The 14,685-nt window shown below is 70.1% G+C and carries 14 protein-coding genes; 3 read left to right on the forward strand and 11 right to left on the reverse strand.

Going from position 1 to position 14,685, the window contains the following annotated elements; genetic code table 11:
- Window positions 1-5 precede the first annotated feature (5 nt).
- Complete coding sequence (locus tag OG558_RS31745; protein ID WP_405066257.1) at window positions 6-533, forward strand: GNAT family N-acetyltransferase; 528 nt, start codon at window positions 6-8, stop codon at window positions 531-533.
- Window positions 512-1,066 (forward strand): AAA family ATPase, encoded by a 555-nt coding sequence (locus tag OG558_RS31750; RefSeq protein WP_405066258.1) that lies wholly within the window; start codon window positions 512-514, stop codon window positions 1,064-1,066. The genes OG558_RS31745 and OG558_RS31750 overlap by 22 nt, the downstream gene beginning before the upstream one ends.
- 4 nt (window positions 1,067-1,070) lie before the next feature.
- Here the strand turns inward: OG558_RS31750 and def are convergent, their stop codons facing one another.
- Window positions 1,071-1,676 (reverse strand): peptide deformylase, encoded by a 606-nt coding sequence (def, locus tag OG558_RS31755; RefSeq protein ID WP_329478218.1) that lies wholly within the window; start codon window positions 1,674-1,676, stop codon window positions 1,071-1,073.
- Window positions 1,677-1,753: 77 nt separating this feature from the next.
- On the reverse strand, window positions 1,754-2,566 hold the full coding sequence (locus OG558_RS31760; RefSeq protein ID WP_405066259.1) for an LLM class F420-dependent oxidoreductase: 813 nt from the start codon (window positions 2,564-2,566) through the stop codon (window positions 1,754-1,756).
- Between the two features lie 46 nt (window positions 2,567-2,612).
- Between OG558_RS31760 and OG558_RS31765 the strand changes: the two genes are divergently transcribed.
- Entirely contained in the window at window positions 2,613-4,073 is a 1,461-nt protein-coding gene (locus OG558_RS31765; RefSeq protein ID WP_405066260.1) for an AAA family ATPase, read from the forward strand.
- Here the strand turns inward: OG558_RS31765 and OG558_RS31770 are convergent.
- The 9 genes from OG558_RS31770 to tkt all read right to left on the reverse strand — a co-directional run bounded on the left by OG558_RS31770 (window position 4,063) and on the right by tkt (window position 14,536).
- Window positions 4,063-4,470 carry an SRPBCC domain-containing protein gene (locus OG558_RS31770; protein ID WP_405066261.1) on the reverse strand — a complete coding sequence of 136 codons (408 nt, stop codon included), beginning with the start codon at window positions 4,468-4,470 and terminating at the stop codon, window positions 4,063-4,065. The genes OG558_RS31765 and OG558_RS31770 overlap by 11 nt on opposite strands.
- Before the next feature lie 100 nt (window positions 4,471-4,570).
- Window positions 4,571-5,149: a hypothetical protein gene (locus OG558_RS31775; protein ID WP_405066262.1), complete on the reverse strand. Its 579-nt coding sequence runs from the start codon at window positions 5,147-5,149 to the stop codon at window positions 4,571-4,573.
- Between the two features lie 63 nt (window positions 5,150-5,212).
- Window positions 5,213-6,022 carry an isocitrate lyase/phosphoenolpyruvate mutase family protein gene (locus OG558_RS31780; RefSeq protein WP_405066263.1) on the reverse strand — a complete coding sequence of 270 codons (810 nt, stop codon included), beginning with the start codon at window positions 6,020-6,022 and terminating at the stop codon, window positions 5,213-5,215.
- A 66-nt stretch (window positions 6,023-6,088) separates the two neighbouring features.
- The gene (gene pgl, locus OG558_RS31785) at window positions 6,089-6,865 is read right to left on the reverse strand and encodes a 6-phosphogluconolactonase (protein WP_405066264.1); all 777 of its coding nucleotides are present in this window, start codon (window positions 6,863-6,865) and stop codon (window positions 6,089-6,091) included.
- Window positions 6,862-8,025 (reverse strand): glucose-6-phosphate dehydrogenase assembly protein OpcA, encoded by a 1,164-nt coding sequence (locus tag OG558_RS31790; protein ID WP_405066265.1) that lies wholly within the window; start codon window positions 8,023-8,025, stop codon window positions 6,862-6,864. Before OG558_RS31790 ends, pgl begins: the two co-directional genes overlap by 4 nt.
- 43 nt (window positions 8,026-8,068) lie before the next feature.
- On the reverse strand, window positions 8,069-9,616 hold the full coding sequence (gene zwf, locus OG558_RS31795) for a glucose-6-phosphate dehydrogenase (RefSeq protein WP_405066266.1): 1,548 nt from the start codon (window positions 9,614-9,616) through the stop codon (window positions 8,069-8,071).
- Window positions 9,617-9,638: 22 nt separating this feature from the next.
- Complete coding sequence (locus tag OG558_RS31800) at window positions 9,639-11,222, reverse strand: glucose-6-phosphate isomerase (protein WP_405066267.1); 1,584 nt, start codon at window positions 11,220-11,222, stop codon at window positions 9,639-9,641.
- Complete coding sequence (tal, locus tag OG558_RS31805) at window positions 11,219-12,328, reverse strand: transaldolase (RefSeq protein WP_329478197.1); 1,110 nt, start codon at window positions 12,326-12,328, stop codon at window positions 11,219-11,221. Before tal ends, OG558_RS31800 begins: the two co-directional genes overlap by 4 nt.
- Before the next feature lie 36 nt (window positions 12,329-12,364).
- On the reverse strand, window positions 12,365-14,536 hold the full coding sequence (gene tkt / locus OG558_RS31810) for a transketolase (RefSeq protein WP_405066268.1): 2,172 nt from the start codon (window positions 14,534-14,536) through the stop codon (window positions 12,365-12,367).
- Between the last annotated feature and the right edge of the window lie 149 nt (window positions 14,537-14,685).

The raw sequence follows: 14,685 nt of genomic DNA on the forward strand, positions 1-14,685 counted from the left end.
GAGTCATGCGTACGACGGAACGCCTTGTACTGCGCCCGTTTCGCGAAGAGGACCTGGAGCCGTGGGCCGCGCTGAACGCGGACCCGGCGGTGACCGAGTACCTCGGGGAGCCGCTGAGCCGGGACGAGTGTGACCGGATCGCGTCGGCGGTCAACGCGCGGTACGCCGCCGACGGATTCGGGTTCCTCGCGGTCGAGCGTCGTACGGACGGAGCGTTCCTCGGCGCGGCCGGCCTCACCCGTGAACAGTGGTATCCCGACGACCTCGAGATCGGCTGGCGGCTCGCCCGCGAGTACTGGGGACACGGTTACGCGACCGAGGCCGCGGCCTCGTGGATGGAGCACGGCTTCACCACGCTGGGGCTGCCGCGCATTATTGCGGTGACCGATACGCCGAACGTCCGTAGCATCGCGGTCATGCGCCGGCTCGGGATGAGCTTCGACCACGAGGCGGTGCTGGCGGAGGACGGCGTCGAGTTCGGCGCGACCATCTACTCACTCACGGCGGAGGCATGGACCGCAGCCCGAAGGTAGTGCTTGTCACGGGGATGCAGGCGGCGGGGAAGTCGACGGTGGCGCCGATGGTGGCCGCGCGACTCGGGCCGCCGGCGGCGACGCTGGATGGGGATGTGTTCTACCGCGGGGTCGTCGCCGGCGCCGAACAGATGACGCCGGAGCCGTCGGCGGAGGCGGTCCGGCAGCTGGAGCTGCGGTACGACGCGACCGCGCTGGTGGCGCAGCACTACGCGGACGCCGGATTCGACTTCGTCTGCAGCGACATCATCCTGGGCGAGCACGTCGAGAAGTGGTTCGCCCGGCTGCGGGGCGTGGACACGCATCTCGTCGTCCTGATCCCGTCGGTGCGGTCGATCGTCGAGCGCGAGATCGGTCGAGGCGGCAACAACAGCTACCGCGACTGGGGCCCCTCGCTGGAGGACGGCGTCCGCGCCCTGCAGGCAGGCCTGGAGGACATTCCGCGCCGGGGTCTGTGGCTGGACACGACCGGCCAGACCCCGGAGCAGACCGCCGGCGCGATCCTCGCCGACCTCGAGAAGGCCCGCTGGTAGACCGTCAGGTGGCGGTGCTGTCCTCGTGGGCGTTCTCGTGTTCGATCATCGGGGTGACCGGCCAGTCCGAGGGGTAGTCAGGAGCCAGTTCTTCGGCTTCGGCGAAGAGGCGCTTGCGGTACTTGCGGGACAGGCGGTCGCCGAAGACGGTGCCCTGGGTGTGGTCGGTCTCGTGCTGGAGGCAGCGGGCGAGCAGGCCGTCGCCCTCGAAGCTGACAGGTTCGCCGTGCTGGTCGACGCCGGTGACCCGGGCGAAGTCGGGGCGGGCGCACTTGGTGAACGCGCCCGGCAGGGACAGGCAACCCTCGTCGCTCTCGTCCAGGCGGCGGTCCTTGCCCTCGGGGAGCTCGATCACCGGGTTGCAGACGACCCCCTGGACCCGGTTGCCGTCCTTGTCCGGGCAGTCGAACACGAACAGCTGCAGGTCCACGCCGACCTGGTTCGCGGCCAGGCCGACGCCCTCGGCCGCGTTCATCGTCGCGACCATGTCGGCGACCAGCTTCTGCAGCTCGTCCCCGAACTCGGTCACCGGCCGGTTGACCCGGTGCATCACGTCCTCACCCCACCGGGTGATAGCCAGCACCGAACCGCCCTCAGGCAACGTAGACATGCCCGAAATCCTACCCAGACCCCGTTGCGTCCGAAGAACCGTGGGCTCTGGGCCACAGTTCTTCGGACGCAAGCGTCTTACTTCTTCAGGTCGTCACGCCAGGCGACCCAGTCGCGGAGGAGGCCGAGGTCGTAGTCCGGGCCGGAGGCGTGCACGGTGAACAGGCGGGTGCCGACGTCGAGGAGGGGCTTGCCGACCGCTTCGGGGGTCTTGGTGCCGACGGCCGTCGAGCGCTCGATCTCGCCGGGGTCGCGGCCGATCGTCTTGCAGTGCTCGTCGAGGACGGCGTGCTTGTGCGCGATCGTCTCGGCGTCGCCGAAGCCGTGCCAGATGTGCGCGTGCTGGGCGACCAGCTTCAGCGTCTTCTTCTCGCCCCCGCCGCCGATCAGCACCGGGATGTCCCGGGTCGGCCTCGGGTTGAGCTTGGTCCAGCGCTGCTCGATCCGCGGCAGCGCCTCGCCGAGCGCGTCCAGCCGGCCGCCCGCCGTACCGAACTCGTAGCCGTACTCGTCGTAGTCCTTCTCGAACCAGCCGGAGCCGATGCCGAAGATCAGCCGGCCCTCGCTGATGTGGTCGACCGTGCGGGCCATGTCGGCCAGCAGGTCGGGGTTGCGGTAGGAGTTGCAGGTGACCAGGGCGCCGATCTCGACCCGCTCGGTCGCCTCGGCCCAGGCGGCCAGCATGGTCCAGCACTCGAAGTGCAGGCCCTCGGGCTCACCGGACAGCGGATAGAAGTGGTCCCAGTTGAACACCACGTCGACGCCGATCTCCTCGGCCGCGGCAACGGTCCGCCGGATGTCGGCGTACTGGGCGTGCTGGGGCTGGATCTGCAGGCCGATCCGTACCGGGAAGGCGGCGTACGGACGGTCGGTGGACTTGGAATCTGTCATGGTGGTGATCCTATCCGGCGTTGCGGAGGACCCTCCGGATAGGTCCATGACAAGGGGGTACGGCGCGATGCCGGACGGGACCGAGATCGACGAGTTCGCGCGGCTGTTCACGCGGTTCCTGGAGCGGATGCAGCAGGCCGGCGGGCGGACGGGCCGGGAGAGCCTGCGGGACCGGTTGCGCGCGCATCTCGGTGTCGACCCCGAGCAGGTGCCGGTGGTGTCGTCGAGCTTCCCGTCGTACGACCTGCCGAACGTGCAGCGCGGGATCGAGGCGTGGTTCGACGAGTTCGAGGTGCTCGGGCTGGCCGGGTCGAACCGCGGTCACCACTCGCTCGGCGAGCTGCTCGAGCTGGCGGAGTACGACCGGTTCGGGATCGGCGCGGTCGACTACCAGCGGGTGCAGATCGACGTCGACGAGGAGATGGACTGCGTCGCGTTCGGGTTCTACCTCGGCGTCCAGGGCGAGGACCGGTACGTCGCGCTGTTGCGCGCGGCGAACCCGCAGTACGGGCGGATGAGCGTCGAGCTCGAGGTCCTCGCGGTGGTGAAGGAGGCGGGGGATCGGTTCCTCGGTGCGCTGCCGGACCTGATCCGCGCGCACAACGTGTTCCGCGGCAAGGTGGTGTCGTTCGAGGGACACGAGTTCGGTCAGGGGGTGGGGCCGTTCCGGTTGCATCCGCGTCCCGGGATCACGCGGGCGGACGTCGTACTGCCGGATGGCGTGCTGGAGCGGGTCGAGCGTGAGGTCGTCGGCATCGCGGAGCACCGGGAGAAGCTGTTGTCGGCCGGCCAGCACCTGCGCCGAGGCGTGCTGCTCTACGGGCCGCCGGGGACGGGCAAGACCCACACTGTGCGGTACTTGCTGTCCAGGTTGCCCGGGTTCACCGTCGTACTGCTGGCGGGGACGAGCATCGGGTTCATCTCGCAGGCGTGTTCGCTGGCGCGGATGCTGCAGCCGGCGCTCGTCGTACTCGAGGACTGTGACCTGGTGGCCGAGGCGCGCGACTACTCGCACGGGATGGGGAACCCGCTGCTCTTCCAGGTCCTCAACGAGATGGACGGACTGGCCGAGGACGCGGACGTCGCGTTCCTGCTGACGACCAACCGTGCCGACCTGCTCGAGCCTGCCCTGATGCAGCGTCCGGGCCGGGTCGACCTCGCGGTCGAGGTGCCGCTGCCCGATGCCGAGGGTCGTGCGCGGCTGTTGAGTCTCTACGGACCGCGGCTTCAGCTGGCTGCCGACGTGATCGAGGAAGTCGTCGGGCAGACGGAGGGTACGACGGCGTCCTTCATGAAGGAGCTGGTACGACGGACCGTCCTGCTGGCCGCGGAGTCAGGGGAGACCGCGGGACCCGCTGAGCTGCGGACCGCGGTGGCCGAGCTGCTGTCGTCCCGCGATGCGCTGACCCGGCGGCTGCTCGGTGCGGCCGACGGCGACGCGCCGGACTACTCGCCGGGACCGGCACCTGGACCGATGCCCGGCGTCTACAAGGGGCTCATCGGCTGAAGTACGACGCCATGTGCCCGAGCATCGTCGCGACACCGGGCTTGATCGTGGTCTCCTGGTCGGCGGGCAGGCCCATGCTCCGGTAGTCGAGCCGGGTCCGGTCGTCGCCGAGATCCGTCAGCTGGACCGTGATCTCCTCTGCCGGCTCGTCGAAGTGGAGTACGACGCTCCGCGGCAGGTCGACCTCGCCGAAGCGCAGGGTGAAGGGCACCTCGACGTCCCCGTCGCCGACGAAGACGGCCGAGATGAGTCCGCCGGGGCGGGCGTCGATGGAGACGCGGTCGGCGGGAGTGGTGAAGCCCTCGGCGAGGAACCAGGCGGCGAACGGCTCGGGCTCGGTGAAGGCGCGGGCGACCTGGGCGGGCGCTGCGTCGATGGTCTGGGTGAGGGTGAACATGAGTTTGACCTCCTGGAATCGGGCTGACTCCAGCACTGTGCCGCGACCCGTTTACGGTTTGTTTTCGGTCGGGATGCAGTCGGCGTAAGCCGCGTTCGGGTCAGTCCTCCCTGGGCATTGAGATCGGGCGACCGAGGCGGAGGCTCCAGGCCGGGAAGAGCAGGTAGGTGCCCGCCCAGCTGAGGCCGCCGACGTAGGTCCAGCCGGGCGCGGTGCTCATGTCGTCGAGACCCAGGATGATGCCGGGCACGCTGACGAAACCGAGCAGCATCACGGCGCCGGCGACCAGGCCGGATCGTTGCAGGCGCTGCGGCCACGGGTCGTCGGTGAGTCTCCGGCTGGCGGCGACGAGCCAGACCCCGATCAGCGCGAACCCGGTCGCCGACACCAACCCCGCGAAGAAGAATCCGGTGGCGTCGGTCAGGATCAGGATCGAGCCGACGACCGTGATCACGGCGCCGAGAGCCGCGATGCCGACGAAGACGGGCCGGACCTTCGCGGCCGACTGCTGGAACCGCCAAGCAAGCCCGGCGCTGAGCAGCCCGAGCGCCGCGTTGCCCACGTCGTTGATGGAGCCGAACGCGTCGGCGCCGAGGTAGAACACGATGAGACACAGGCAGGTCGCGAGGCCGACGATCCCGTGAACGATCGCCAGCCGGCGCAGTCTGTCCGTCACCATCGTTGCCCCCACCCCGTGAACCGAGAGTGCTCCCGGGAGACGTCGGCCGGCAACTGCTCGGTGTCAGCGCGGTGGTCGGCTCCCGAAGAGCTGGTTGAGCTCGGCTTGCGGGATCTGGTCGGCGGCGAAGGTGATCGTGCCCTTCGTGGCCAGCTCCTCGGCGCTGCGGCGGATGAAGCCGAGGGCGGCGCGGGCGATACTGCCGCCGAGGCTGATCCGGATGACGCCGGCGGACTGCAGGTCGGCAACGGTCAGGGTCGACGTACCGAGGCCGACGACGACGTTGAGCGGGCCGTCGATCTCCGTCACCAAGGTGCGGATCGTGTCCAGGTCGCTCACGCCGGGCACGTAGAGGCAGTCGGCACCAGCCGCGCGGAAGCGGTTGGCGCGCTCGATCGAGTCGGTCAGGGAGGTCGGCGTACGCAGCAACTGTCCGTCGGTCCGGGCCGTGAGCACGAAGTCCGCGCCGGCCGCCTCGCGGGCCGCGACGATGCGCTCCACCGCGAGCTCGGCGTCGTACAGCTCGCGTCCGTCGTAGTCCTCGATGTTCCCGCCGGCCAGCCCCGCCTCGCGAGCGAGCGCGATCGTCTCGGCAACCCGCTCAGGCTCGGCGCCGTACCCGTCCTCGAGATCCCCGTTCACCGGTACGTCGCTCGCAGCGGCGATCTCGCGGATCCGCTCGAACATGACCTCGCGGGACACCGACGGTGCGCCATCGGGCAGCGTGTGATCACCCTTCGCGAGCGAGAACGCGATACCGGCGCTCGTGGTCGCGATCGCCGGGAAGCCGGCCGCGGCAAGGATCACCGCGGTCCCGGCATCCCAGGCATTCGGCATCACGAAGAACTCGGTGTGCAGCTCACGGAAGGTCATGACCGCGATCCTGCCAGACCGATGCTTCGGCACCGGCCGAAGTCTTGCCCGCGGGGCCGGGGCGGACTACTCGATGTGTGACGCGGCGGCTTCGTCGAGGAGCCAGAGCGTGCGGTTGCGGCCCTTGGGCGCCGAGGCAGGAAGGGTGCTGGTTTCTTTCAGGGCATCGGCCACCGCATCGGCCTTGTCGTCGCCGGAGACGACGAACCAGACCTCGCGGGAGCGGTTCAGGGCCGGGAGCGTGAGCGAGACCCGGGTCGGCGGGGGCTTGGGGGAGTCGTGCACCGCGACCGCCGACACGTCGGTGATGGCCAGCTGCGGGTAGCCCGGGAACAACGATGCCACGTGCCCGTCCGGCCCGACACCGAGCATCAGTACGTCGAACGCCGGTACGGCGCGACCTTTGGCGTCGTGCAACGCCGAGATCGTGGCGGCGAGTTCGCTGGCGTACGCCTCGGCGGCTGCCTCGGGCGATTGCCCGGTGTCGGCGGGCATGGGGTGGACGCGAGCCGGGTCGACGTCCACGTGGGCGAGGAGGGCTTCGCGAGCCTGGGTCTCGTTGCGCTCGGGGTCGCCGGGCGGCAGGAACCGCTCGTCACCCCACCAGAACTCGACCCGCTGCCAGTCGATGCTCGCGCCGGTCGGCCACTCGGCGACGGCGCGGTACACCGCGGCCGCGACGCGACCGCCGGTCAGCACCACCTGCGCGACCCTGCCGTTGCTCTGGGCATCGACCAGCGCCGTCACGAACCGCGCCGCAACCGCGTGCGCCAACGCCGTGGCGTCACGATGGATCAACAGCTCCGGGTCGACCACCCGGCCGGGAGCGGATGCATCAGTCATGAGCGCCTCGCCGCTGTCTTGCCCGCAGCCTTCTTCGCAGCGGTCTTCTTGGTCGCGGTCTTCTTGGCAGCAGTCTTCCGCCCGGCCGCGTTCTTCGCCGCGGCGGCCTTCTGCGCGGCAGCCGACTTCCGCGTAGCGGCGGCCGTCTTCTTGGCCGGGGCCGTGGTGGCGCCCGCCGTACGGGCTGCGGCGTTCGACACCGCCGTCTGCACCGAGCGCCGGTCGGCCGCATCGACCTTCTTCTCGGCTTCGGGCATCTTCTCCCGCTTGACCATGCACGCCAGCGTCTTCGCGTACACGTCGTCCGGGTCGAGTCGCCGCAACTCCTCGCTCAACAGCTCGGACGTCGTACGGCGCTTCAGCGCCACCGGCCGATCCGGCTGCCCGGGGATGCTGAACGTCGCCACCGCGCCATCCGGCCGCGTCAGCGCGATCGGCCCCGACGGCGTGAACATGCGTACGGCGGTCACACCCGGGCCGCGCGAGTTCCGCTGCTCGACCGGGACGCCGAGCCGGCACTGCAGCCACGCGGCCATCAGGTCCGCACTCGGGTTGCCCTTCGCCGACACCACCTCCGCACCCGTCACCTTGGTCGGGTACTGATCCAGGGCAGCCGCCATCAGCGCCCGCCACGGCGTCAGCCGGGTCCACGCGAAGTCCGTGTCCCCAGGCTCGTAGCCCTCGGCCCGAGCGGCGAAGTCGACGGATGCCCGGCGAGTCGCGGCCGCGTCGCTCACCCGGCGCCGGCCGAGGCGGCCCAGCGGGTCGTCGGCCGGAACCTTCGGTCCGCCGCCCGGCCACCAGACGATGACAGGGGAGTCGGGCAGCAAGAGCGGCGTGACCACGGACTCCGGGACCTTCGCCAGCTCACCGTGCAGCCGGAGCAGCACCGCCTCACCCGGAATGCCCTCGCCCACCCGAACCTCGGCGTCCAGGCCGGAGGCACCGCGGCCCGGCCGCAGGATCGCGACCAGGACCCGGGACGGGTGTTCGCGGCCGGCCTCGTTCGCGGCCTTCATCGCGTCGTGGTGGGACGCCTCGTCGACGACCACCACGATCGTGCCGACCATGCCCATGGCCGGCGAGCCCGCGTTCCGGCGGGCCCTCAGCAGCGCCGACGCGATCTCGCTCGACGTGGTGTCGGTGAGGTCGATGATCACTGGAGTCCTTTCGGGGGTCTGGGGGTCGTCCCCCAGATCGATGTCACGGCCGCCTCCAGGCGCGTCCGTCGCGGGCGAGCATCTCGTGCGCCGAGTCCGGGCCCCAGTCGCCGGACGCGTACTGCTCCGGCTTGCCGTGCTCGGCCCAGTAGTTGATCACGGGGTCGAGGATCTTCCAGCCCAGCTCGACCTCGGTGTGCTGCGGGAACAGCGGCGGGTCGCCGAGCAGGACGTCGAGGATCAGCCGCTCGTACGCCTCGGGCGAGGACTCCGTGAACGAACCGCCGTACTGGAAGTCCATGTTCACGTCGCGGATCTCCATCGCGGTCCCGGGCACCTTGGCGCCGAAGCGCATCGTGATGCCCTCGTCCGGCTGGATCCGCAGGACCAGGGCGTTCTGGCCGAGCTCCTCGGTCTCCGTCTTGCTGAACGGCAGATGCGGCGCCCGCTTGAACATCACCGCGACCTCGGTGACCCGGCGGCCCAGCCGCTTGCCTGTGCGCAGGTAGAACGGCACTCCCGCCCATCGGCGGGTGTCCACGTCGACTCGCAGCGCCGCGAAGGTCTCCGTCGCGGAGGACGCGGGGATGCCGTCCTCCTGCAGGTAGCCCTTCACCTTCAGGCCTCCGGCCCAGCCGGCCGCGTACTGACCACGGGCGGAGTGCAGGTCGAGGCGCTCCGGCAGTTGCACCGCGGCGAGCACCTTCTTCTTCTCCTGGCGCAGCGACCAGGCGTCGAAGCTGACCGGCTCCTCCATCGCGACCAACGCGAGCAGTTGGAGCAGGTGGTTCTGGATCACGTCCCGGGCTGCGCCGATGCCGTCGTAGTACCCGGCCCGGCCGCCGATGCCGATGTCCTCGGCCATGGTGATCTGGACGTGGTCGACGTAGTGGCTGTTCCAGACCGGTTCGAACATCGCGTTGGCGAATCGCAGCGCCAGCATGTTCTGGACGGTTTCCTTGCCCAGGTAGTGGTCGATCCGGAACACCGACTCCGGCGGGAACACCGACTCGACCACGCGGTTCAGCTCGCGCGCGCTCTTCAGGTCGTGGCCGAACGGCTTCTCGATCACCACCCGCCGCCACGAACCGGGGACCTCGTCGGTCAGCCCGTGCTCGGACAGTTGCCGCACGACCTCCGGGAACAGCCCCGGCGGGATGGACAGGTAGAACGCGTGGTTGCCACCGGTCCCGCGGGTGACGTCCAGCTCGTCCACGGTCTCCCGCAGCCGCTTGAACGCCTCGTCGTCGGTCAGGTCACCCGGGACGAACCGGAAGCCCTCGGCGAGCTGCTGCCAGACCTCCTCGCGGAAGGGAGTCCGGGCGTGCTCCTTCACCGAGTCGTGCACGATCTGGGCGAAGTCCTGGTTGGTGTAGTCGCGGCGGGCGAACCCGACCAGGGCGAAACCGGGTGGCAGCAGCCCCCGGTTCGCCAGGTCGTAGACCGCCGGCATCAGCTTCTTGCGGGCCAGGTCGCCGGTGACTCCGAAGATCACCAGGCTGCACGGCCCGGCGATCCGGGGGAGCCGCCGGTCCTGCGGATCCCGCAGCGGGTTCACCGGGCCGGGCCCGTCGTCGAGCTCAGCGGTCATCAGCCGCTTCCCTCCGAGTTGTCTAGTTGCCGAACAGGGACAGGAGCTGTTGTACGCCGTTTGCCGGGTCGGTCAAGTGGAGCCGGAGTACCGGACGGCCGCGGTCGGCCAGAACGTTCGCGTCACCGGCCGCCTGGGCCGAGATCAGCGTGCCGAACGTGAACGGACGGTCGGGGATCTCCACGTCGGTCGGGTGCGCCGCGGTGATCTGCAGGAACACGCCCTCCGGGTGGCCACCCTTGTGGTACTGGCCGGTCGAGTGCAGGAACCGCGGACCCCAGCCGAAGGTGACCGGACGGCCCGTGCGGGACGCCAGCGCCGGGCGAATCGCGGCCAGATAGCCGTCGCGCTCGGAGTCCAGGTACGCCATGACGGCAAGGTAGCCCTTGGCATCGAGCTTGCCCAGCAGCGCGTCGACCGCGCCTTGCAGCGAGTCCACACCGTCCAGCAGGCCCTCGGAACCACGCACCTCGACGGCACCCTCGGTGAAGGCCGCTGCCTCCGGCTCGGGCTGTGCGTCGAGCAGGCCACGCGCAGCCTTCTTCGCGCTCTCGACGTCGGGCTGGTCGAACGGGTTGATGCCCAACAGGTAGCCGGCCACCGCCGTCGCCATCTCCCAGAGCAGGAACTGCCCACCGAGCGTGCCCGAGGTCAGCGCCGTCGGCACACCGCTGGTCGCCTTCTCCGCGAGCAGCGCGTTGGTCAGGTCCGCCGCCTCGCTACGCAGCTCCGGAGCGCCGAACTCGACCGCTACCGGGAGTACGCCGGTGCCGTTCTTGCCGGTGCTCTCGGCGATCAGCTGCTCCGCCCAGTCCGGGAAGCCGACGATGTCCGAGCCGTCGGCCGTGATGATCGCCTTGTCCCGCCCGGCGCTGGCCGCGAGTACGGCGCCCAGCCACAGGGCCGGGTTGTCCGTGGAGTCGGCCTGGAGCTCGGGAGCCGCCTCGGCGGCCTGGTCGAGCAGCTCGGCGATGTCCGCACCGGCCAGGCCGGACGGCACCAGCCCGAACGCGGTCAGCGCGCTGTACCGGCCGCCGATGTTCGGGTCGGCCAGGAACGTCTTGCGGTAGCCCTCGTCGGCCGACAACTTCTCGAACGGCGACCCCGGGTCCGTCACCACGACGACCCGGGACGCGGCGTCGATGCCCGCGTCCGTGAACGCCTTGACGAACGTCCGCCGGTGGCTGTCCGTCTCGACCGTCCCACCGGACTTGCTGGACACCACGATGACTGTCTTCGACAGATCGCCCGCCAGCGCACGCCCGACCACACTCGGGTCGGTCGAGTCCAGGACGACAAGCTCGACGCCGGCTGTCCGGGTGATCACCTCGGGGGCCAGCGACGAACCGCCCATGCCGGACAGCACGATCCGGTCCAGACCCTCGGACCGCAGGTCCGCCTGCAGCGCCTCGATCTCGGCCAGCAGCGGGCGGGAGGTCTCGTGCAGGTCGACCCAGCCGAGCCGGATCGAGGCCTCGGACTCGGCCTCCGGGCCCCAGATCGTCGCGTCCTTCGCGGCGATCCGGGACGCGATCTTCGCAGCGACCAGTTTGCCGACGACCTCGGCCCAGTCGCCGTTCTGCGTGCTGACCGACGGAGCGCTCACTTGGCGGCCGCCTTCAGCGCCGCGGTGACGGTGTCCTGCAGGTCCGACCAGGACGCGTCGAACTTGGCCACGCCCTCGTCCTCGAGCACCTGGACGACCTCGTCGTACGAGATGCCCAGCTTCTCCAGGTCGTCGATCACCTTGCGGTCGGCCGCGTAGTCGCCGCGGACCGTGTCACCGGAGAACTCGCTGTGCTCCTCGACCGCCTTGATGGTTGCCTCAGGCATCGTGTTGACGACACCGCTGGTGACCAGGTTGTCGACGTACAGGGTGGGGGAGTACGACGGGTCCTTGGTGCCGGTTGACGCCCACAGCGGACGCTGCGGCTTCGCGCCGGCGGTCTCGATCTCGCGCCAGCGGTCGGTGTCGAAGATCTCCTCGTACACCTCGAACGCGAGCCGGGCGTTGGCGATCGCGGCCTTGCCCTTCAGGGCCAACGCCTCGTCGGTGCCGATGGCGTCCAGCCGCTTGTCCACCTCGGTGTCGACCCGGCTGACGAAGAACGACGCGACGCTGGCCAGCTTGGTCACGTCGTGGCCGTTCTCGATCGCCTGCTCCAGGCCGGTCAGGAACGCGTCCACGACCGCCTTGTAGCGGTCGAGGGAGAAGATCAGCGTCACGTTCACGCTGATCCCGGCGGCCAGCGTCGCGGTGATCGCGGGCAGTCCCTCCTTGGTGGCCGGGATCTTGACGAAGATGTTCTCCCGGCCGACGGCCTCCCACAGTTCCTTGGCCTGCCGGTTCGTCTTCTCGGTGTCGTGCGCCAGCGTCGGCTCGACCTCGATCGAGACCCGGCCGTCCTGGCCCTCGCTGTCGTCGTACGCCGGCTTGAACACATCGGCGGCGTCGCGGACGTCCTCGGTGGTGATCACCCGGATCGCCTCGTCGGTGGAGATGCCCTGTGCGGCCAGCCGGGAGATCTTCTCGGCGTACGCGTCGGCGTCCGAGATGGCCTTGGCGAAGATGGTCGGGTTCGTGGTCACGCCGACCACGTGCTTGTCATGGATCAGGGCTGCCAGGCTGCCGCTGGTCAGTCGTTCGCGGGAGAGGTCGTCGAGCCAGATGGAGACACCCGCGTCGGTGAGTGCTTTCAAGCGATCGTTCATGTCCGGAGCCTTCCGAATCTTCTGTTGTGGGTGTCGTCAGTTGCCGGCGTCGGCGGGTCCGACCGGCCCGGCGGCGGCTCGCTTGGGCGGCACGCCCGGGCCGCTGATCCCGGCGGCCGCGGCGATGCTGTCCTTGGCTGCCTGTACGACGGCGCCGGCGGTGATGCCGAACTCGTCGTACAGCGTCTGGTAGGCGGCGGACGCGCCGTAGTGCTCCAGGCTGACTGTGCGGCCGGCGTCGCCGACGATGTCGTGCCAGCACTGGGCGATGCCGGCCTCGACCGACACCCGGGCCCGGACCGCCGCCGGGATGACGGACTCGCGGTACGCGTCGTCCTGCTCGTCGAACCACTCGCGGGAGACCATCGAGACCACGCGCGCCTTGATGCCCTCGGCCGCCAGCGTGTCGCGGGCCTCGACGGCCAGCTGCAGCTCGGAGCCGGTCCCGATCAGAACCACGTCCGGCGTGCCGTCGGTGTCGAGCAGCGTGTAGCCGCCCTTCTTCACGTCCTCCGTGGTGGCGAAGCCGTCGGTGCCACGGGGGAAAGTCGGCACGTTCTGCCGGGTCAGCGCCAGGCCGGCCGGGCGGTCGGTGTGCTCGAGGATCACGGCCCACGCGGCCGCCGTCTCGTTCGCGTCACCGGGCCGTACGACGTCCAGGCCGGGGATCGCCCGCAGTGCGGCCAGGTGCTCGACCGGCTGGTGGGTCGGGCCGTCCTCGCCGAGGCCGATCGAGTCGTGCGTCCACACGTAGGTGACCGGCAGCTTCATCAGCGCGGCCAACCGGACCGCCGGGCGCATGTAGTCGCTGAAGACCAGGAACGTGCCGCCGTACGGGCGGGTCAGGCCGTGCAGGGTGATGCCGTTCAGCACCGAGCCCATGGCGTGCTCGCGGATGCCGAAGTGCAGCACCCGGCCGTACTCGTTGCCCTGGAACTCCTTGGTGGCGTGCTCGGCCGGGATGAACGACGGCTCGCCCTTCGGGGTGGTGTTGTTCGAGCCGGCCAGGTCGGCCGAACCGCCCCACAGCTCGGGCAGCTCCGGCGACAGCTTGGTGAGCACGTCACCAGACGCGGCGCGGGTGGCAACGCCCTTGGCGTCGGCGTCCCAGCTCGGCAGCGCGTCCTTCCAGCCGGCCGGCAGCTCACGCTTCCGCAGGCGGTCGAGCAGCGCCGCGCGCTCCGGGGTGGCCGTGCGCCAGGCGTCGTACTTCACGTCCCAGTCGTCCTGCAGCGCCTTGCCGCGTTCGAGCGCCTTGCGGGTGTAGGCGATCACGTCGTCGGCGACCTGGAAGGTCTGCTCCGGGTCCCACCCGAGCACCTTCTTGGTGGCGGCGACCTCGTCCGCGCCGAGGGCCGAGCCGTGGATCTTCCCGGTGTTCTGCTTGGTCGGGGCCGGCCAGCCGATGATCGTGTGCAACCGGATGAAGCTCGGCTTGTCGGTGACCGCGTTGGCCGCCTCGATCGCGTCGTACAGGGCTTGGACGTTCTCCTCGTAGCCGGTGCCGCCATTGGTCCAGTCCACGTCCTGCACGTGCCAGCCGTACGCCGCGTAGCGGGCCGCCACGTCCTCGGAGAACGCGATGTTGGTGTCGTCCTCGATCGAGATCTTGTTGGCGTCGTAGATCACCGTCAGGTTGCCGAGCTGCTGGTGACCGGCCAGCGAGGACGCCTCACCGGAGACACCTTCCTCGAGGTCACCATCCGACGCGATCACGTAGATGTGGTGGTCGAACACGCCCGCGCCGCGGGCCGCATCCGGCTCCAGCAGACCGCGCTCGCGGCGGGCCGCCATCGCCATGCCGACCGCGTTGCCGACGCCCTGGCCGAGCGGGCCGGTCGTGGTCTCGACGCCGGGGGTGTGGGAGTACTCCGGGTGGCCCGGAGTCTTGCTGCCCCAGGTCCGCAGTGACTTCAGGTCGTCCAGTTCGAGGCCGAAGCCGGCCAGGTACAGCTGGATGTAGAGGGTGAGGCTGGAGTGACCGGCCGAGAGCACGAACCGGTCGCGGCCGGCCCAGTGCGGGTCGGCGGGATTGTGCCGCATCACCTTCTGGAACAGCAGGTACGCCGCCGGTGCCAGGCTCATCGCCGTACCGGGGTGGCCGTTGCCGACCTTCTCGACCGCGTCCATCGCGAGCACCCGCACGGTGTCGACCGCGCGCTGGTCGAGCTCGGTCCATTCAAGCTTGGGGCTGGTCTTCTCCGTCACGCCGGCGGCGCTCCTCTCGATGGCTGCGAAACACGTCTGGTCAGCGTCGAGGGGATCGCTCCGCGACCTACCGGCCGGTCACGATCGCGCCCCCGCGCGTCACCGTGAGCGAGCCTACTCGCCTAGGCGTCCGGCGCCTTCCATAGACT

Source organism: Kribbella sp. NBC_01510, assembly GCF_045040325.1.
In the GTDB taxonomy this organism is placed as follows: domain Bacteria; phylum Actinomycetota; class Actinomycetes; order Propionibacteriales; family Kribbellaceae; genus Kribbella.

Excerpts from the sequence above, each read along its gene's own strand:
- OG558_RS31760 (WP_405066259.1), bottom strand. The coding sequence starts at position 2,566 with ATGACAGATTCCAAGTCCACCGACCGTCCGTACGCCGCCTTCCCGGTA.
- tal (WP_329478197.1), bottom strand. The coding sequence starts at position 12,328 with ATGAACGATCGCTTGAAAGCACTCACCGACGCGGGTGTCTCCATCTGG.
- OG558_RS31750 (WP_405066258.1), top strand. The coding sequence starts at position 512 with ATGGACCGCAGCCCGAAGGTAGTGCTTGTCACGGGGATGCAGGCGGCG.
- OG558_RS31745 (WP_405066257.1), top strand. The coding sequence starts at position 6 with ATGCGTACGACGGAACGCCTTGTACTGCGCCCGTTTCGCGAAGAGGAC.
- def (WP_329478218.1), bottom strand. The coding sequence starts at position 1,676 with ATGTCTACGTTGCCTGAGGGCGGTTCGGTGCTGGCTATCACCCGGTGG.
- zwf (WP_405066266.1), bottom strand. The coding sequence starts at position 9,616 with ATGACCGCTGAGCTCGACGACGGGCCCGGCCCGGTGAACCCGCTGCGG.
- pgl (WP_405066264.1), bottom strand. The coding sequence starts at position 6,865 with ATGACTGATGCATCCGCTCCCGGCCGGGTGGTCGACCCGGAGCTGTTG.
- OG558_RS31780 (WP_405066263.1), bottom strand. The coding sequence starts at position 6,022 with ATGACCTTCCGTGAGCTGCACACCGAGTTCTTCGTGATGCCGAATGCC.
- OG558_RS31765 (WP_405066260.1), top strand. The coding sequence starts at position 2,613 with ATGACAAGGGGGTACGGCGCGATGCCGGACGGGACCGAGATCGACGAG.
- OG558_RS31770 (WP_405066261.1), bottom strand. The coding sequence starts at position 4,470 with ATGTTCACCCTCACCCAGACCATCGACGCAGCGCCCGCCCAGGTCGCC.
- OG558_RS31775 (WP_405066262.1), bottom strand. The coding sequence starts at position 5,149 with ATGGTGACGGACAGACTGCGCCGGCTGGCGATCGTTCACGGGATCGTC.